Source organism: Providencia sp. PROV040 (genome assembly GCF_032706145.1).
GTDB classification, from domain to species: domain Bacteria; phylum Pseudomonadota; class Gammaproteobacteria; order Enterobacterales; family Enterobacteriaceae; genus Providencia; species Providencia hangzhouensis.
This window is the reverse complement of record NZ_CP120530.1, coordinates 3,999,889-4,017,359: the sequence shown is the minus strand read 5'-3', so window position 1 is coordinate 4,017,359 and position 17,471 is coordinate 3,999,889. Positions and strand designations below refer to the sequence as shown.

Annotated in this window: 19 protein-coding genes; 11 read left to right on the top strand and 8 right to left on the bottom strand. The window is 39.0% G+C overall.

Features of this window, described 5'->3' with window-relative positions; genetic code table 11:
• Window positions 1-40 precede the first annotated feature (40 nt).
• The 4 genes from P3L40_RS18740 to P3L40_RS18725 all read left to right on the top strand — a co-directional run bounded on the left by P3L40_RS18740 (window position 41) and on the right by P3L40_RS18725 (window position 3,473).
• Window positions 41-556, top strand: a complete 516-nt coding sequence (locus P3L40_RS18740) for an FxsA family protein (RefSeq protein ID WP_210853449.1) — start codon at window positions 41-43, stop codon at window positions 554-556.
• A 163-nt stretch (window positions 557-719) separates the two neighbouring features.
• Window positions 720-1,013 carry a co-chaperone GroES gene (locus P3L40_RS18735; RefSeq protein WP_004908085.1) on the top strand — a complete coding sequence of 98 codons (294 nt, stop codon included), beginning with the start codon at window positions 720-722 and terminating at the stop codon, window positions 1,011-1,013.
• A 51-nt stretch (window positions 1,014-1,064) separates the two neighbouring features.
• Window positions 1,065-2,708: a chaperonin GroEL gene (groL, locus tag P3L40_RS18730; protein ID WP_004258673.1), complete on the top strand. Its 1,644-nt coding sequence runs from the start codon at window positions 1,065-1,067 to the stop codon at window positions 2,706-2,708.
• A gap of 420 nt (window positions 2,709-3,128) precedes the next feature.
• On the top strand, window positions 3,129-3,473 hold the full coding sequence (locus P3L40_RS18725) for a DUF4156 domain-containing protein (protein WP_004908089.1): 345 nt from the start codon (window positions 3,129-3,131) through the stop codon (window positions 3,471-3,473).
• 44 nt (window positions 3,474-3,517) lie between these two features.
• Here the strand turns inward: P3L40_RS18725 and epmB are convergent, their stop codons facing one another.
• Window positions 3,518-4,546, bottom strand: coding sequence for an EF-P beta-lysylation protein EpmB (gene epmB, locus P3L40_RS18720; RefSeq protein WP_196725458.1), 1,029 nt, complete (start codon window positions 4,544-4,546; stop codon window positions 3,518-3,520).
• 43 nt (window positions 4,547-4,589) lie between these two features.
• Here epmB and efp point away from each other — a divergent pair, with 43 nt between their 5' ends.
• Window positions 4,590-5,156 (top strand): elongation factor P, encoded by a 567-nt coding sequence (efp, locus tag P3L40_RS18715; RefSeq protein ID WP_004258667.1) that lies wholly within the window; start codon window positions 4,590-4,592, stop codon window positions 5,154-5,156.
• Between the two features lie 79 nt (window positions 5,157-5,235).
• On the opposite strand, the gene P3L40_RS18710 is transcribed toward efp, so the two are convergent.
• The 3 genes from P3L40_RS18710 to P3L40_RS18700 all read right to left on the bottom strand — a co-directional run bounded on the left by P3L40_RS18710 (window position 5,236) and on the right by P3L40_RS18700 (window position 9,025).
• Window positions 5,236-5,433 (bottom strand): YbdD/YjiX family protein, encoded by a 198-nt coding sequence (locus P3L40_RS18710; RefSeq protein ID WP_004258665.1) that lies wholly within the window; start codon window positions 5,431-5,433, stop codon window positions 5,236-5,238.
• Window positions 5,434-5,681: 248 nt separating this feature from the next.
• The gene (gene cstA, locus P3L40_RS18705) at window positions 5,682-7,775 is read right to left on the bottom strand and encodes a pyruvate/proton symporter CstA (protein WP_094961461.1); all 2,094 of its coding nucleotides are present in this window, start codon (window positions 7,773-7,775) and stop codon (window positions 5,682-5,684) included.
• A gap of 341 nt (window positions 7,776-8,116) precedes the next feature.
• Window positions 8,117-9,025 carry an EamA family transporter gene (locus P3L40_RS18700; protein WP_136135362.1) on the bottom strand — a complete coding sequence of 303 codons (909 nt, stop codon included), beginning with the start codon at window positions 9,023-9,025 and terminating at the stop codon, window positions 8,117-8,119.
• Window positions 9,026-9,294: 269 nt separating this feature from the next.
• On the opposite strand from P3L40_RS18700, the gene sugE reads away from it, so the two are divergent.
• A complete protein-coding gene (gene sugE, locus P3L40_RS18695; RefSeq protein ID WP_004258648.1) occupies window positions 9,295-9,609 on the top strand; it encodes a quaternary ammonium compound efflux SMR transporter SugE in 315 nt (104 codons plus the stop codon).
• Between the two features lie 108 nt (window positions 9,610-9,717).
• Here the strand turns inward: sugE and P3L40_RS18690 are convergent, their stop codons facing one another.
• Window positions 9,718-9,927, bottom strand: a complete 210-nt coding sequence (locus tag P3L40_RS18690; RefSeq protein WP_004908101.1) for a helix-turn-helix domain-containing protein — start codon at window positions 9,925-9,927, stop codon at window positions 9,718-9,720.
• Window positions 9,928-10,133: 206 nt separating this feature from the next.
• On the opposite strand from P3L40_RS18690, the gene P3L40_RS18685 reads away from it, so the two are divergent.
• The 4 genes from P3L40_RS18685 to P3L40_RS18670 are packed head-to-tail and all read left to right on the top strand — an operon-like array spanning window position 10,134 to window position 14,145.
• Complete coding sequence (locus P3L40_RS18685) at window positions 10,134-10,895, top strand: hypothetical protein (protein WP_136135062.1); 762 nt, start codon at window positions 10,134-10,136, stop codon at window positions 10,893-10,895.
• A 39-nt stretch (window positions 10,896-10,934) separates the two neighbouring features.
• Window positions 10,935-12,128: an MFS transporter gene (locus P3L40_RS18680; RefSeq protein WP_096864378.1), complete on the top strand. Its 1,194-nt coding sequence runs from the start codon at window positions 10,935-10,937 to the stop codon at window positions 12,126-12,128.
• A 15-nt stretch (window positions 12,129-12,143) separates the two neighbouring features.
• Entirely contained in the window at window positions 12,144-12,908 is a 765-nt protein-coding gene (locus P3L40_RS18675; protein ID WP_136135060.1) for a helix-turn-helix transcriptional regulator, read from the top strand.
• Between the two features lie 52 nt (window positions 12,909-12,960).
• Window positions 12,961-14,145 carry an MFS transporter gene (locus P3L40_RS18670; RefSeq protein WP_210853451.1) on the top strand — a complete coding sequence of 395 codons (1,185 nt, stop codon included), beginning with the start codon at window positions 12,961-12,963 and terminating at the stop codon, window positions 14,143-14,145.
• A 309-nt stretch (window positions 14,146-14,454) separates the two neighbouring features.
• Here the strand turns inward: P3L40_RS18670 and tet are convergent, their stop codons facing one another.
• On the bottom strand, window positions 14,455-15,657 hold the full coding sequence (gene tet, locus P3L40_RS18665; protein ID WP_210853453.1) for a Tet(A)/Tet(B)/Tet(C) family tetracycline efflux MFS transporter: 1,203 nt from the start codon (window positions 15,655-15,657) through the stop codon (window positions 14,455-14,457).
• Between the two features lie 80 nt (window positions 15,658-15,737).
• Here tet and tetR point away from each other — a divergent pair, with 80 nt between their 5' ends.
• On the top strand, window positions 15,738-16,349 hold the full coding sequence (gene tetR, locus P3L40_RS18660; RefSeq protein WP_110591186.1) for a tetracycline resistance transcriptional repressor TetR: 612 nt from the start codon (window positions 15,738-15,740) through the stop codon (window positions 16,347-16,349).
• Between the two features lie 48 nt (window positions 16,350-16,397).
• Here the strand turns inward: tetR and P3L40_RS18655 are convergent, their stop codons facing one another.
• Both P3L40_RS18655 and frdD read right to left on the bottom strand, forming a co-directional pair.
• A complete protein-coding gene (locus tag P3L40_RS18655; protein ID WP_210853455.1) occupies window positions 16,398-16,796 on the bottom strand; it encodes a hypothetical protein in 399 nt (132 codons plus the stop codon).
• A gap of 321 nt (window positions 16,797-17,117) precedes the next feature.
• Entirely contained in the window at window positions 17,118-17,471 is a 354-nt protein-coding gene (gene frdD / locus P3L40_RS18650) for a fumarate reductase subunit FrdD (protein WP_004258620.1), read from the bottom strand.

The window sequence follows — 17,471 nt, the reverse complement described above, 5'->3', positions numbered from 1 at the left end:
CGTAAAATAATCGATAGCTTATTGAAATAAAGGAGAACTTGTGCGCTGGTTACCACTCATTCTGATATGTATTCTCGTTTACATTGAATCCGTGATTTTTGTGCGGGTTGCATCCGAAGTTGGTGTTTTAATGACGCTAATTTTGGTCGTTTTGACATCCTGTTTAGGTGTGTCACTCGTTAAAAATCAAGGTATGAAAAATGTACTACAAATCCAACAAAAGTTAGCATCGGGTGAAAGCCCAGCAGCTGAAATGATCAAGAGCGTTGCATTGGTTTTAGCGGGCTTCTTGTTGATTGTGCCGGGGTTCTTTACAGATTTTATTGGCTTACTATTGTTACTTCCGCCAATTCAAAAGCTTATTGTAATGCGCTTAATTCCTCATATTTGTTTCTACCAGCCGGGTTCAGGTTTTAACCAAACAGGAAATAGCGGCTTTCAACGTGGCGATACTTTTGAGGGGGAATTCCAACGTAAGCAAGATGATCCTTCTTTTACAATCGATAATTCAGATAAAACAGATTCATCGGATAAAGACGAACGCCCTAAACCATAAAACCACCCTATTTATGGGGAGATAAAAATGAAAAATTTTTTATCTCCCCCCTTGAAGTCCCTCTTCTTCGCCCCAATCTGCTCAAACATGGTACTAGTTTATTTAAGACATGCTGGTATCGTCCTTTTACCTAGTATGGACTTTATTTATAGGAGAACTATTAATGAAAATTCGTCCATTGCATGACCGTGTTATCGTTAAGCGTAAAGAAGTTGAATCAAAATCTGCCGGTGGGATCGTTCTGACGGGTACTGCTGCAAGCAAATCAACTCGTGGTGAAGTTCTTGCTGTTGGCAACGGCCGCATCCTCGAAAATGGTGAAATCAAAGCACTGGATGTGAAAGTTGGCGATATCGTAATTTTTAACGATGGTTATGGCGTGAAAGCTGAAAAAATCGACAATGAAGAAGTTCTGATTATGTCCGAAAGTGACATTCTGGCAATTGTTGAAGCGTAATTTTCACTTAAAACTTCTCAACGAACGAAAAGAATTTGAAGGAAAGAGATAATGGCAGCTAAAGACGTTAAATTTGGTAGTGATGCACGTACGAAAATGCTTCGTGGTGTGAATGTTCTGGCAGACGCAGTAAAAGTTACTTTAGGTCCTAAAGGCCGTAACGTAGTTTTAGATAAATCTTTTGGTTCACCAGTTATCACCAAAGATGGTGTTTCAGTTGCACGTGAAATCGAATTAGAAGACAAATTCGAAAACATGGGCGCTCAAATGGTGAAAGAAGTTGCTTCTAAAGCTAACGACGCTGCAGGTGACGGTACAACAACTGCAACTGTACTGGCTCAAGCTATCATTACTGAAGGCTTAAAAGCGGTTGCTGCGGGTATGAACCCAATGGACCTGAAACGCGGTATCGATAAAGCAGTTGTTGCTGCAGTTGAAGAACTGAAAGCCTTGTCTGTTCCTTGTTCAGACACTAAATCAATCGCACAGGTTGGTACTATTTCTGCAAACTCCGACGAAACCGTGGGTAAATTAATTGCAGAAGCTATGGATAAAGTCGGTAAAGAAGGCGTTATCACGGTTGAAGAAGGTACTGGTCTGGAAGATGAGTTGGATGTGGTTGAAGGTATGCAATTTGACCGCGGTTACTTGTCTCCTTATTTCATCAACAAACCAGAAACAGGTGCAGTTGAATTAGAAAACCCATTCATCCTGTTAGTTGACAAAAAAGTCTCTAACATCCGTGAATTACTGCCAGTATTAGAAGGCGTTGCTAAAGCAAGCAAACCACTGTTAATCATCGCTGAAGATGTTGAAGGTGAAGCACTGGCAACTCTGGTTGTTAACACCATGCGTGGTATTGTTAAAGTTGCAGCGGTTAAAGCACCGGGCTTCGGTGACCGTCGTAAAGCCATGCTGCAAGATATCGCAATTCTGACTAACGGTACTGTTATCTCTGAAGAGATCGGTATGGAGTTAGAAAAAGCGACATTAGAAGATTTAGGTCAAGCAAAACGTATTGTTATTAACAAAGACACTACCACTATCATTGATGGTGTGGGTGAAGAATCTGCGATTGCGGGCCGTGTTGCACAAATTCGTCAACAAATCGAAGAATCTTCTTCTGACTACGACCGTGAAAAACTGCAAGAGCGCGTTGCTAAATTAGCAGGCGGTGTTGCTGTTATTAAAGTGGGCGCAGCAACTGAAGTTGAAATGAAAGAAAAACGTGCTCGTGTTGACGATGCTCTGCATGCAACTCGCGCAGCGGTTGAAGAAGGTGTTGTTGCTGGTGGTGGTACTGCACTGGTTCGCGTTGCAGCGAAACTGGAAGCACTGACTGGTGAAAACGAAGAACAAAACGTAGGTATTCGTGTTGCTCTGCGTGCGATGGAAGCGCCAATGCGTCAAATCGTTACTAACGCAGGTGAAGAAGCCTCTGTTGTTGTTAACAACGTGAAAGCAGCAAAAGGTAACGAAGGTTACAACGCGGCGACTGATACTTACGGCGACATGATCGACATGGGTATCTTAGACCCAACTAAAGTAACGCGTTCTGCTCTGCAATTCGCAGCGTCTATCGCAGGTCTGATGATCACCACTGAAGCGATGATCACTGAACTGCCAAAATCAGACGCACCTGACTTAGGTGCTGCTGGTATGGGCGGCATGGGTGGAATGGGCGGTATGATGTAAGCCAGCTGGCGACATCAAGCTTAAGTAGTCACTAACTCAGTTAGGGCTACCCACCACAAAACCGGTATCGTTAGTGTTCCTAGCGGTGCCGGTTTTTTTATTGGTTTTTAATAAATATATAACCATTAATTATTGATGAATGTAATACCTCGAAACGATGTACAATTAATGCGTTATACGATTTATTTTTGCGTCAATGTTGCTTCACAGGTTATATTTAACGTAAGGTAAATGGTTTGAATTAGTAAAGAATAGAGCAGGTTCTTGGTTAATTTGTGGTAAACTCTATTCGGCTGGTGATGTGCGGCAATTATGGCGCTGTATGTTAATCACCTCCTAGATATTTCAATTAATAGATTATTGAAACTAAAGCGATTTTCAAACCAGCTGCAAAAACACAATGAAAAAATGAGGGAAAACATGCGAATTAAAGTCTTGCTTGGTGCTGCTGCATTATTGCTTTTAGCAGGTTGTTCAACAACAACTAATTTGACTGCGGCAGGCTCACAAGTTCGTTTTGTTGAGAATCAACCAGGAAGTGATTGCCAACTTCTCGGTCAGGTTGCAGGGACTCAAAGCAACTGGTTGAGTGGTGTGAATAATGAATCTAGCTCAATGCGCAGCGCAGCAAATGATTTACGTAATAAAGCCGCGGCAATGGGCGGTAACGTGATTTTTGGTGCATCAAGTCCAAGTGAAACTGTGTTATCTAGCTTCATTCCATTAGATAGCAAAATGGTTGGCCAAGTTTATAAGTGCCCCTAAAATGAATTCATAGCGCCCAAATGATGATTTGGGCGTTTTGCTTTCTAGTTCTGCCTTAAATTAAGGTCAAGCAGTGTTTTACTTGGCTCTCCCCCAATTTCCCGAGCGAGCTTAGGTACAAGGTACCCTGAGACTTTACTCAATAATTGCTGTATTAATTGTCTAGCTTCAGTATCACTCACTAAAAAGTGAGCGGCACCTTGGACTTTATCTAATACATGTAAGTAATAAGGTAAAATACCCGTATCAAACAGAGCATTACTTAAATTCATCAGAGCTGTCACGTTGTCATTAACTTGGCGCAGTAATACGCTTTGGTTTAATAATGTCACACCTGATAACTTTAGTTTTTGCATAGCATTGGTGAATGACTCGTCGATTTCGTTAGCGTGGTTAACGTGTGTCACCATAATTACTTGTAACCTTGAGCTAGCAAGGCGTTTACAGAGAGTTTCAGTGATACGTTCAGGTATCACTACAGGCAAACGAGTATGAATTCTAAGGCGTTTTATATGTGGGATCGCCTCTAATTGGCTGATAAGCCAATCGAGTTCATGGTCTTTTGCCATCAATGGATCACCACCTGAGAAGATGATTTCATTGAGTTCGGTGTGGTTTTTTATATAATCCACAGCCATCAACCAGTTATTTTTATTTCCTTTGTTGTCTTCATAAGGAAAATGCCGGCGAAAACAGTAGCGACAGTTGACTGCACAGCCACCTTTTACCAGCAGTAATGCGCGGTTGTGGTATTTATGCAGTAAACTTGGAATTTCATTATCCTGCTCTTCTAGTGGGTCAGTAGAAAAACCTGGATGTATATCAAACTCTGCTTTTGCGGTTAGTACCTGCAATAACAGAGGATCTAGTGGATCGCCTTTCTTCATACGGGAAATAAAGGGCATTGGAACGCGTAAAGGAAATAGTTTACGTGCCTCACTGCCTTCTTTTGATAAAAGGTGATTTTCTAGGTTAAGTATTTGCAGCAATTCATCTGGATTAGTGATTGCTTCTGCAAGTTGTTGTATCCAGACTTCTCTGGATGAGGTATTTTGAGTTACAATATCGACCATTTTTTGGCTATGCCATTTTTAGTTTATAAATTAGAGGATCACCATGGCTACTTATAGTACCAATGAATTCCGCTCAGGTCTTAAAATCATGTTAGATGGCGAGCCTTGTGTCGTTTTAGAAAGTGAATTCGTCAAACCGGGTAAAGGTCAAGCGTTCGCACGTGTGCGTATCCGTAAACTGATTTCTAACAAACTGTTGGAAAAAACATTTAAGTCTACTGACTCTGTTGAAGGTGCAGATGTCATGGATATGAACTTAACTTACCTGTATAACGACGGTGAGTTCTGGCATTTCATGAACAACGAAACTTTCGAACAGTTAGCAGCGGACGAAAAAACCGTTGGCGATAACGCGAAATGGTTAGTTGACCAAGCAGAATGTATTTTAACACTGTGGGACGGCCGTCCTATCGCGGTTACTCCACCTAACTTTGTTGAGTTAGAAATTACTGATACTGACCCTGGCCTGAAAGGTGATACCGCAGGTACAGGTGGTAAACCTGCAACACTGAGCACTGGCGCAGTGGTTAAGGTTCCTCTGTTTGTTCAGATCGGTGAAGTGATCCGTGTTGATACTCGTTCTGGCGAGTATGTTTCACGCGTAAAATAACGGTTGATCCTATACTGAATCGTTAAAAATAAAAAGCCGTGGTCGAATGCCACGGCTTTTTTTGTCTATTTTTTAAGGCCTAACAGCACTTAAACCCACCTTTACCACCGTAACGTGCATCTTGGCGCTCTTTAAAAAACTCTTCATAGGTCATGGGAGTTTGGTCAGGGTGCGTTTTTTGCATATGAGCGACGTAGTTGTCGTAATCGGGGACGCCGACCATCATTTTTGCCGCTTGGCCTAGGTAGCGGGCTGCTTTTCCCAGTTCTCCAAACATAAATCCTCGTCATACTTTGTGTTGTAGCGGTGTTGGCTGCTCTCGGCTACCCAAGTCACATACTGTTATGTATGCTCCTAGTTTCTCCTTCATACTTCACGCTATTGCTGCGTTGGCTTTATTCGCTAACCCTAGTCACATACTGGAGTATGCTCCTAGGGATTATCTTCTTTGCCGCCTTGCTCCAACGTGAATTATTTTGGAGAAAGAGTATATGCCCTAAACAGTGACAAGCTTTTCCGCGAAAATCAATGATGGCGTGTATTTGCCACGATTTCTTCATAGTTGGCTGGCATGGCTTCGTATGGTACTTCATTCGCTGTTGGTTGGTCGGATTTTAATGCCTTCAACGCAGTGCGGATGGAGAATAGAGCCAGCAATACCACAACAATCATAAAGAAAATAGTTAATCCTGCATCTAAGCGGTTATTGAAAATTAACTGAGTTAATTGAGATTCCGTATATTGAACTGGAATATTACCGCTATCAATCATTGCTTGGAATTTATTTGCGACAGCTAAGAAACCAACACGGGCATCTTCACTGAACGTTTTCTCCCAGCCTGCAGTCATCGTACAGATTAACAACCATGCAGTTGGGACTAAAGCGACCCATGCATATCTTTGGCGCTTCATTTTAAACAGTACCACAGCACACAGCATTAATGCCATACCCGCTAACATTTGGTTCGCGATACCAAACAATGGCCATAAGGTGTTAATACCGCCAAGTGGGTCGACAACACCTTGGTGAAGAAAATAACCCCAAGCCAGCACACATAGCGCGGTTGCTATCAAGTTTGCGGGTAACGAATCGGTACGTTTCAAGGATGGAGAAACCACACCCAGTAAATCTTGCAGCATAAAGCGTGCCGCTCGAGTTCCTGCATCCACCGCGGTTAAAATGAACAACGCTTCAAATAGGATGGCAAAGTGATACCAGAAGGCGACATTCATTAGACCGCCAAGGGCACCGTGGAGAATATACGCCATCCCAACAGCCAGTGTTGGAGCACCTCCGGCACGTGAAATAATACTGGTTTCACCCACATCATTAGCAATGCTGTTAAGCTGTTCAGGGGTGATCTGGAAGCCCCAGCTACTGACGACTTGGGCAGCAGAAGCGACTACATCTTGTGTACCTGCGGGAGCTAACATTGCCATGGGGCTATTCATGGCGAAATAAACACCTGGGTCAATCACACAAGCGGCGACTAACGCCATGATAGCTACAAAAGATTCCATCAACATGCCACCATAGCCGATAAAGCAAGCTTGGTTTTCATTCGCCAACATTTTGGGTGTGGTGCCCGATGATATCAGTGCGTGGAAGCCAGAAACGGCACCGCAAGCAATGGTAATAAATAAGAATGGAAACAAGTCACCTGCCCAAACCGGGCCTGTACCATCAATATATTTGGTCAGCGATGGCATTTGTAGATTTGGATTGAGGATTAAAATACCAATTGCCAAACCAATAATAGTACCGATTTTTAAGAAGGTTGATAGGTAGTCTCGTGGGGCAAGTAGCAGCCAAACAGGAAGTACAGCGGCAACAAAGCCATATCCCACTAGCATCCAAGTGAGTTGAACACCAGTATAGTCAAAATAAGGTGCCCAAGTTTCGCTTTCAGCGACCCAACCCCCAGAGATAATTGCAAATACGAGGAAAACTAACCCTATAATAGAGACTTCACCAATGCGTCCTGGGCGTATATAACGGGTATAAATACCCATAAAAATCGCCAATGGAATAGTAAAGGCAACGGTGTAAGTTCCCCATGGGCTATGAGTGAGGGCTTTTACGACAATCATAGCGAGTACGGCTAAGATAATCACCATAATCATAAAACAAGCAATTAAAGCCAGAACCCCAGCCGTATTACCCATTTCTTCTTTAACTAATTCACCCAGTGAACGGCCGTCTCGACGTGTTGAAACAAACAACACCATAAAGTCTTGTACGGCCCCTGCTAGCACAACCCCAGCAAGTAGCCAAAGCATGCCTGGTAAATACCCCATCTGTGCCGCAAGTACAGGGCCGACAAGTGGGCCAGCACCTGCGATAGCGGCAAAGTGGTGGCCAAATAATACTTTTTTATCTGTTGGTACGTAGTCTAAGCCATCGTTATGACGAATTGCTGGTGTCATACGAGTTGCATCAACTTGGAGTACTTTTTTAGCAATAAAAAGCCCATAATATCGGTATGCAATCAGATAAATACACACGGCTGCAACAACGATCCACAGGGCATTAATCTGTTCACCTCGATTTAAGGCGATGTAACCCAGTGAAAAAGCACCAAGTAATGCGAGCACAATCCATATTAATTGTTTACCCATAGCCATCCCCATCTGTTCAGTTGATTACTTTTTGTTATTTGTTTAAGTAAAACTGAGAAAGGTATAACCATACTTAAGTCAAAGAAAAAGTAGCTAAACCGATACACCCAATTGAAATTTGAGATAAATTTCATAATTGTAGCCAGTATCACTAATTTAGGATTATTTATTGGATTTTATTTGGTTTTGGACTAGTGGTTGTCTATTGAATTGGTTTTTTATCTTGATTTATTATTTATTTTGAAATTAATGACTGTTGATGTGTTTTTACCGATGAGGGGATGGGTAAAGGTAGGGCAAATAATCGGAAGTTAAAAAACCTCCGATTATTAATTGGTTAACTAGGTATGTCTTAATTTTTGAATTATTTTTTTGCCAAAAAGTGTAGTAATTAGGCCAAACATGATTAAAACAAGGCCAGCAACTTGTACGCCATTAATGTGCTCATCAAGAAATAATGCACTACTGCTTAAACCGAAGACGGGAACTAACAATGAAAAAGGAGCAACACGCCACGCTTCATAGCGACCAAGTAAGACACCCCAGATCCCATAACCAACAAATGTTGATAAATAAGCTAAATAGATAATGACACCAAAGACCGACCAATTAAAACCAGATAGCCCTTCAATAATTGCTTCTTCACCTTCTAAAATCCATGAACTAATTAAAAACGGAATAATTGGGATCAGAGCACTCCAACTGACTAAAGATAGGGCGCTGCATTTCTCTGCGCCTTCCTGTTTCATAATAATTCTATTAGTGATATTACCACAAGCCCATGATAATCCAGCAATTAAAGTGAATGCTAATCCGAGTAATGGGATATCATCAAGCCCACCGGCAGTGGCACCATTGGCTAACACCGTCAGCCCTGCAATCGCGATAAACATACCAATAAAGTGGGTTGGCTGTAATGATTCCTTTAAAATCATTGCGCCAAGTAATAGGGTAAAGAAAGCTTGGGATTGCAATATGACAGAGGTTATACCCGCGGGCATACCAACTCGAATAGCACAAAATAAGAAGGCGAATTGACCAAAGCTAATCGTTAGCCCATAGAGAAGTAATAATTTGAATGGAATTTTAGGGCGTTTAAAAATAAAAATAGCGGGAAAGGCCACAAACATGAAGCGTAAGGCACCTAATAATAACGGTGGAAGTGCAGTTACCCCGAGCTTAATGATAACGAAGTTAACTCCCCAAATAATCACCACACAAAGGGCGAGTAAGATGTCTCTGAGACTCATGCTGTTTTCTCGATGAACTTGCCAGATAAGACACCTACTTTACCTGTGTATAATTTTGAGTGCGATGGTTATGATGCTTAATCATAAAAAACAGTATAAAAAGGTTAAATATTATTGCTGATTTGCGCTTATTTGTTATTTTTCGTTGCTTGAGTCTTGTTACATGAATGTTTATAATGAATTTTCACTTTATACGTATTCAGGACGACCTGAATTAACGTCATTTAAATATGGGGACGACCCCGAGTATTTAACGGGAGCAACCAGCTATGGCTTGGATCGTCCTTTTATTTGCGGGTTTATTAGAAGTTGTATGGGCTGTTGGCTTAAAATATACCCACGGTTTTACACGTTTAACACCGAGTATCATTACCATTATTGCGATTATTGCGAGTATGGGTCTGTTAGCTTACGCAATGCGTGACTTACCTGTCGGCACGGCTTATGCAATTTGGACCGGTATTGGTGCAGTAGGTACGGCAATTGTTGGGATTATTTTTCTTGGGGAATCAGCGAATATGTTTCGCTTATTAAGCCTTGCCTTGATTATTACAGGGCTAATTGGTTTAAAAGTATCAAGTTAGCTTTCAAATTAAGCATTTTTTAATTAAAAATGAATAATAAGCGGGTGACAGAGAAAGTTACCCGCTTTTTTTGATATTTTTGGGGACATAGAGAAAACAATTCTTATGTTATTTTTCGTTATAACGCGATGGCCAAATTTCAGATGGTGCAACACCCAAAAACTCGGCAATAATGCGCTCTCCTTTTGGCCAGCGTCTTGATAGGGCGTTATTTAATGTTGATGAGTTTAACCCTGCTGAACGTGATATTTGTGAAAGAGAAGAACCTTTTTTCTTTATTGCTGCAATAATATCAGCCGAGTGCCAGTCTTGTTTCATATGATCTCCAATAGTTAATATATAAATATAATTTAAATTATTTTAATGAACTGTAATTCAATTGAGATATAAAGATAAAAAAATAATTCTTAATTTTGAATACCTTTAAATTTTGGCCTTTGAATATTTATTTTTATGTGTTAAAGATATAGATTCAACGTTTTTATTATCTTTATTTTTATTTAAATAACTAAAAGGTGATTTTTATGGATATAGAAAACAATAGGATGGAAAAAATAAGTGCTAGAATGAAATTAGATCTATATAATTATTTTGATTGGAATGATATTGGTATCCATTATACGGTTATTAATGTTGATGAAAGAAATATATACACATTATCTAGTGATTATGAATGGCAATTAATTTATTGGCACCATGATATGGATTTATCATTAAAAGAACGGTTATTTGCGGGTGTTCAATATTGGAGTAATTATTCAGATGCATACCAGAAAATTTTAACCAAATTAGATAAAGGAAATAAAAAAATTGATTTTTGCAATAGATACAATAATTTATTTGAGATATTTTCACTCAATGCGAATCATAAAGTCCCATATGATCATTTACTTTCATTGTATCGATGGCGTTCAATAGTTTCTGAATATGCATATGAAAAATGGTCTGAAAATAAAACGGTTGCATTACCATTACGCCAAAAAATTGAATTAGACGAAACCGCACCTATTATTTGCAGGGGTAATGAAATCTCTAATTATATACGTTTTGGGCAGTTGTCATTTTCAAATAAAGAAGTATTAACCATCCGTTTGTTGCTTTCCCACCGAAATATAAATGAAATTAGCCGTATTCAAGGCTGTTCGGAGGAGGACGAATATATAAGGGTTAACAATATCAAGAAAAAATTAAACTGTGAAATGGTATCTCAAAAGGAATGTTTTTCGGTAATGAAAGATCACGGGATTACATTAGCAAGCTTAGAAAAATTAATACCTATTAATTAATTTAACTATTTGTTTTATATAGGGATATGGGATCATTTTATGAAATGGAAATTACGTTTTGGCGCTGTAGCAGGGCATACCTTAGAATTTTATGATGTTGCAATTTTTGCAGCGATTTCATCATATTTAAGTGCAGAATTAACTCGGCTAGGTTATCAGCAAGCAACGGAACTTGTGTGGGGGATTTTTGCTTTACGCTTTCTTATACGGCCACTAGGTGGGTATGTGATTGGCCGTTATGCAGATAAAGTTGGTAAAAAACCGGCAATGATTTTGGTAAGTATTCTCACCGGTAGTGCAACATTATGTATGGCATTTCTGCCAATTGAACTCTTAGGGGTATATACGCCTTTAGCCATATTATTTCTTCAAATGTTGCTATCTTTTAGTTTTGCGGGTGAAAGCCCATCACTGTCTACCTATTTATATAAAGACTCTAAGCCCCAAGAACGAGGTAGAATTTCGGCGTTGTTAACTGGAAGTGCGGTTGTTGGTGTTATTGGCTCGTTAGGAATCGTGTTAATTCTCGAAAATATATTAGACCCTGAAACCATGCAAAGGGTGGGGTGGAGGATACCACTACTATTAGGTCTAGGTAATATACTGATTTGTTTTTGGTTTCGCTATCGCTTACCAGACCAACCCATTGAGTATGATGGGTGCCAAAAAATAGATTGGCTTAAGGCATTTAATATTTTACTGGTTGTTATTCCTGGTTCGGTTATTTTTTATACCTTAAATTTTTCATCTTCTTTTTTGCTTAAGGAGTTAGAGCTAGAAGAATTTAAAAGTATATATTCAATGATATCATCAACTTTATTATTGATTTTAATGGCAATAGTTGGCTGGTTAACAGATAAATACAGTTACGCTGAACGGGTTTTTAACTTAGGGGTAAAGCTTGCTGCCATACTATCAATTCCTATTTATTACCTAATGTCGACTAAGGTTTTATCATTAGTACTTATCTCCCAATCGTCAATTATTATTATTTCAGCAATGGTTTTATGTAATTGGAATTATGCCATGGCAAAACCAGCCAATGGACAAGTTACGACTTTAAGTATGGGATACAATCTTGCATCGACGATTATAGGCGGGTTAACGCCTTTAATTATCAATTATTTAGTCATCATTGATGTTTCCTTGGTTGGTGTTTTTGTTTCGTTGAGTTCGTTAACTCTATTTGTTTCATTGTTATTGAGTAAAAAACAAAGGTTATTAACTATTTAAATGTAAGGGTGACATATGAATATAGAAAATAAACACCTAGAACTTTCTTGTTCTGGTTTTGGTGATAAGTTTTTAAAGTATTTCGATTGGAATGATATAGATGTTAATTATAGTAGAGTAGATGTAATTAATCATTCTGTAAGGACCATTTCTAGTAATTACAATTGGGTTCTTATGTTTTGGGATGATGATCTAGATAAGAAAGTAAAGGAGCGATTAATCCCTGGTATTCAATATTGGAATAATTACTCTGCCGCATTTCAAAAAACATTATCTAAAACAGATAAGAAAGAAATGAAAGTGGATTTTTGTACTCAATATGGTGGTGTATATGAAATTACATCAATAAATTCAAGAAAGAAATTCTCATCTAATGAGTTATTAGAGCTCTATAAATTAAGAGCTGTTATTTCTGATTACTCCCAGCATGTCTGGAAAGATAATGAAAATATTATTTTACCACTTAGGGCGGATATAAGCTTATCTCAACAAATTGAAGATAATAACCGAGATATTTTAGATTTTCATCATTATATGCGTTTTGGTAACATTCGTTTTACCCGTAAAGAAATGATAACTATTCGTTTATTATTATCACATTGCCGAGTAAAGGAAATTAGTTATATTCAAGGTTGTTCGGAAGCGACAGAAAATAAACGTATTCTACGCATTAAAGAAAAACTAGGTTGCTCTTATACTTCACCTAGTGGTTTATTTCAGGCTTTAAAAGAAAATGGCATTACTCTTGCGTGTTTGGAATCTTTGGTGAGTTACCCTTAAATATGAGAATATTTTTCTACAAGGAAATTGATTAATAGAAAAGGGATAAATAATGAAATGGAGATTCATGTTTGGCGCCGTCGCAGGTAATGCTTTAAAGTATTATGATATTGCTGTGTTTGCGGCTATATCCACTTATTTAAGTACGGAATTAACTAATTTAGGTTATACACAAGCAACGGAAATGGTATGGGGGATTTTTGCATTACGTTTTTTAATCCGCCCACTAGGTGGGTATGTTATAGGCCGATATGCTGATACGGTAGGGGAAAAATCAGCTCTAGTATTAACAAGTATGATAACCGGTACGGCAACATTAATGATGGCACTGTTACCTATTGAATTATTAGGGAACTATACGCCATTAGCAATATTAATTTTACAATTAGCACTTTCTTTTAGTTTTGCAGGGGAGTTTCCTTCTTTAATCACTTATTTATTTAAGGATTTAGATGGGAATATTCAATCTAGAGTTTCATCAATTATTGTTGGTAGTTCTTTATGTGGAGTAATCGCATCATTAGCTGTCGTTTTCATGTTAAAGAACACATTTTCTGAAGAAGCGATGCAGTCAATTGGCTGGAGGCTCCCACTATTAATTGGTTTAATTAATATTTTAATTAGTTTTTGGTTTAGATCAAAATTACCGGATTATAAAAGTGAATTAGATGAAAAACCAATATTCATTTGGCTCCATGTATTTTGGGTTTTCTTATTTACCATTCCTGGTACTGTCACTTTCTACTCTCAAAATTTATCAACTTCATTAATTATTGAAAAATTAATGATAGACGAGATAAAGAGTTTTTATGAAATATTTTCGTCCAGTCTATTGTTAATTTTTATGCTGATATGTGGTTGGTTAACCGATAAATATAGCTCAGTTAAATCTGTTTTTAATATGGGAGTCATTGGGATGGTATTGCTTTCAGTACCACTCTATTTTTCATTGCAGCTAGATAATTTACTTCTCGTCTTTTTCGCTCAAGTCGTTATGTCCACATATTCAGCGATGATATTGTGTAATTTATCGGCCGTACTGATGGATAAATCTAATGGGCAAGCAACAATACTAGGAGTAGGGTACAATGGTGCCTCTGCCTCTATCGGGGGGATAACGCCTTTAGTCGTCGGTTATTTAGGTCACTTTAACTTAGGTTATGTTGGGCTATTTGTTGCGGTTTGTGGGCTTTCCTACTTTATATCTACTTGGTTGCCAAAACCAAATCCTGTTTAGTGTTAGTCATGATTTAATCCCCCTTAAGGGGGATTAAATATCAATACATCATAGGGTTACAGTAACGAAAAATCAGATAGTTACCTTATTAACTATATAAATATTTTGCCTTTCGACAAAGTATTTGACGCTATTTTCATACCATGATTTAAGTTCAGATGATGCGTTTATCAGGTTATCTAGCCTTTCTTCTGCAGGTTTCGTTCTCGGCTTTTTAGGTTGTATTGTCATCGAAATATCTCTTAACGTCATGTTCCAAAAGCAAATCTGATAAGGCCATCATAGCACTTGATATTGACATGCTAAAACTTAGCTCTCCGGCAGTTTCGTTATTTTAACTATCTGGCTGCTACTTCTATGAAAAGATAAAATAAATGCGATCAATAAAACATACATCATCGCACCAATCAGCCATACCCAGCCATCCCATGTTGCGAGTGTTTGACCAAAAATAAAACTAAATAATAATGGACCAATAACCCCAGTGGCATTGGTTAAACTGACTAAAACCCCTTGTAATTTACCTTGGTTAGCTTGATTAACTTGAGCTGACATCAACCCTTGTAGCGCTGGCAATGCAATACTGCCACCAGCGAGTAAGATTAATGTTGGGTAAATCATCCAGCCTTCTGTCAGTAATGACAACATAATGAATGCGACTCCATCCACGACAAAGCCGACAATGATTGTCACTTTTTCATTGAATCTTTTGGCTATTGCGCCTGCGACAAAGGCTTGAAACAAGGCATGCATAACGCCTAAGCCTGCTAAGGATAACCCAACTTGCATGCTATTCCATTGGAAGCGGTTTTCGGTAAACAACACCCAAGTTGTTGCAGGGATTTGACCAATTAACTGCGCTATAAAAAAGACGAAAAGTAGCAGAATTACGGGTTTTACCACTTGCATGAAGGGAACGGGTGACGGTAGCTCCCCATTCTGCTCACCCTGTTCAGCGACTTTGCGTTGATCTTTAAAAATAAACCAGATCACGACAAAAGAGCACGCATTCAAAATAGCCGCAATAACAAAAGGAAGATGAGGATAGAGTTGCCCTGCAAAACCCCCAATTGCAGGCCCTGCGATTAAGCCAATACCAAAAGCTGCACCTAAGCGACCAAACCACTTGGTTCGTTCTTGTGGCAGTGTATTGTCTGCAATAACAGAAGCGGCTACTGCGCCTGTTGCACCAGTGATCCCTGAAATTAAACGGCCTAAATACAGCATCCAAAGTGAGCTCGATAAAGCCAACAAAGTGTAGTCCAGCGCTGCTCCGGCAAGGGAAAGAAGCAAAATGGGCCGGCGGCCGAATTTATCGGACCATTTACCCAATATTGGAGCAAAAAATACCTGCATGATGGCATAGAGTGCGAGCAGTATGCCGTAATGATTAGCCAAATGTTCTATGGAAACATATTCACGCAGTAAAGCAGGCAAAACAGGCATGATCAAACCGATCCCCATCGCATCAAGGGCTGTGATCATTAATGCCGTGATCGCAAATTTATTCATTATCCATTTCTCTATCGATGATAGAGTTGGAATATATCCCTATCAGTGATAGAGTGTCAATAGAAATTAAGGGGAAAACGATGGCACGATTGGATAAAGAAACCATTATTACGGCGGCATTAGATTTATTGAATGAAGTGGGAATGGAAGGGCTGACAACACGAAAATTGGCCCAAAAATTGGGGGTTGAGCAACCCACACTGTATTGGCATGTGAAGAACAAGCGGACATTATTGGATGCATTATCTGTTGAAATGCTAAAACGGCACCATGACCATTCATTACCCGTTGAGGGGGAATCGTGGCAGGAGTTTTTGCGCCATAACGCATTAAGTTTTCGCCGAGCCTTGCTCAGTTATCGTGATGGAGCAAAGGTACATTTAGGAACACGCCCTAGTACAGAACAATACGCCACCGTAGAAAAGCAATTACAATTTATGATTGATAGCGGTTTTTCATTAAAAAGTGGCCTTTATGCAGTGAGTGCAGTGGGGCACTTTACATTGGGTTCAGTACTTGAGCAGCAAGAGCATTTAGCCGCTCAAAATGAGCGAGATACCACATTGGATGAAGGGATGCCGCCATTACTTAAAGAGGCGATACAAATTATGGATCATGATAATGGCTTTGGTGCTTTTTTATTTGGCTTGGAGTCATTGATTCAAGGTTTTGAACGGCAATTGATGGCTTGAGAGAAGGTCATTCGCACAACTGAAAATAGGTTGTGCGAGTGACACACTTTATTTAGAACACAGTTTTTCAATTTGGCGTTTCTGTTCCGTCAATTTTTTGACCGTTGCTCTAGCTGCTTTTTCATCAGATTGCATTCTTGCTGAAAAGGCTTCAAGGTCATTGCCTATCACATCTTTTAGAAGTTTATATTCACGCGGGGCAGTACATTTACACTTTTTCTCCGTAGCAGCTTTAATTTTCGCCCGCTTTTTGTTAACAGAAGACTGAGGTTCCCCTGGGTTTGGTAAATAGGTATATTTGCTTGATTTTATGCAATCATTATATAAATCCATCTCTGTTGGTATTTGGTTAGCTTGTTCTTCCTTAACCGTAAATGAATCTACTTGAGAGGGTAATATAAAAGCGCTAGACATAACGAGTGAAAAAATAAAGGTTTTAAGTTTCATTTTAATTTTCTCTTACCATGAAAAATATCAATAAAAATTAATTTAATATGTTGATATTTATGAAATAATTTATTCTTAATCGAAGGTAATCATAACAAGAGCAATATCAGTGAAGTCTCAGGTTAATCTGAATATGTTTTGTATGTCGAATATTCACCTTTAAACTGTTTTAAATGTGCCAAATAGAGTAATAAAAACAGTTATTTTTGTTTTTATTTAATGATTAGATATATTTATTCGTCATATAAAATGGTTTTGCTCGATAAAAAAATACCCCAGTGCCAATGACAATGGGGTATTTAGATTTATTTTATTTTGCAATTACAGTGTGAATACACCAATAATTGCAATAACGCTAATGATTGCTGAGCCGCCGTAGAAAACCCATTTTGTCGCAGGGACATGGATTTTAAAGTCGTGCAGCGTATGGTGGATACGGTGCATACCACACCAAACTGGCAAAATAATCATCAGTAATAAGAATACGCGGCCGATAAAGCTTTGGCTAAATGCCATAATGCGCTCATAGCTAAGCATTTCTGGTGCAACGCCGAGAGGAATTAAAATCCCTAACAGAATGATGATTGCAGGGCCAATTACGGCGCTCCACATACCACCAGCACCAAATAATCCCCAGAAAATCGGCTCATCGGAACGTTTAGGCGTTAGATTCAT

Excerpts from the sequence above, each read along its gene's own strand:
- P3L40_RS18735 (WP_004908085.1), top strand. The coding sequence starts at position 720 with ATGAAAATTCGTCCATTGCATGACCGTGTTATCGTTAAGCGTAAAGAA.
- groL (WP_004258673.1), top strand. The coding sequence starts at position 1,065 with ATGGCAGCTAAAGACGTTAAATTTGGTAGTGATGCACGTACGAAAATG.
- P3L40_RS18725 (WP_004908089.1), top strand. The coding sequence starts at position 3,129 with ATGCGAATTAAAGTCTTGCTTGGTGCTGCTGCATTATTGCTTTTAGCA.
- epmB (WP_196725458.1), bottom strand. The coding sequence starts at position 4,546 with ATGGTCGATATTGTAACTCAAAATACCTCATCCAGAGAAGTCTGGATA.
- efp (WP_004258667.1), top strand. The coding sequence starts at position 4,590 with ATGGCTACTTATAGTACCAATGAATTCCGCTCAGGTCTTAAAATCATG.
- P3L40_RS18710 (WP_004258665.1), bottom strand. The coding sequence starts at position 5,433 with ATGTTTGGAGAACTGGGAAAAGCAGCCCGCTACCTAGGCCAAGCGGCA.
- cstA (WP_094961461.1), bottom strand. The coding sequence starts at position 7,775 with ATGGGTAAACAATTAATATGGATTGTGCTCGCATTACTTGGTGCTTTT.
- P3L40_RS18700 (WP_136135362.1), bottom strand. The coding sequence starts at position 9,025 with ATGAGTCTCAGAGACATCTTACTCGCCCTTTGTGTGGTGATTATTTGG.
- sugE (WP_004258648.1), top strand. The coding sequence starts at position 9,295 with ATGGCTTGGATCGTCCTTTTATTTGCGGGTTTATTAGAAGTTGTATGG.
- P3L40_RS18690 (WP_004908101.1), bottom strand. The coding sequence starts at position 9,927 with ATGAAACAAGACTGGCACTCGGCTGATATTATTGCAGCAATAAAGAAA.
- P3L40_RS18685 (WP_136135062.1), top strand. The coding sequence starts at position 10,134 with ATGGATATAGAAAACAATAGGATGGAAAAAATAAGTGCTAGAATGAAA.
- P3L40_RS18680 (WP_096864378.1), top strand. The coding sequence starts at position 10,935 with ATGAAATGGAAATTACGTTTTGGCGCTGTAGCAGGGCATACCTTAGAA.
- P3L40_RS18675 (WP_136135060.1), top strand. The coding sequence starts at position 12,144 with ATGAATATAGAAAATAAACACCTAGAACTTTCTTGTTCTGGTTTTGGT.
- P3L40_RS18670 (WP_210853451.1), top strand. The coding sequence starts at position 12,961 with ATGAAATGGAGATTCATGTTTGGCGCCGTCGCAGGTAATGCTTTAAAG.
- tet (WP_210853453.1), bottom strand. The coding sequence starts at position 15,657 with ATGAATAAATTTGCGATCACGGCATTAATGATCACAGCCCTTGATGCG.
- tetR (WP_110591186.1), top strand. The coding sequence starts at position 15,738 with ATGGCACGATTGGATAAAGAAACCATTATTACGGCGGCATTAGATTTA.
- P3L40_RS18655 (WP_210853455.1), bottom strand. The coding sequence starts at position 16,796 with ATGAAACTTAAAACCTTTATTTTTTCACTCGTTATGTCTAGCGCTTTT.
- frdD (WP_004258620.1), bottom strand. The coding sequence starts at position 17,471 with ATGAATCTAACGCCTAAACGTTCCGATGAGCCGATTTTCTGGGGATTA.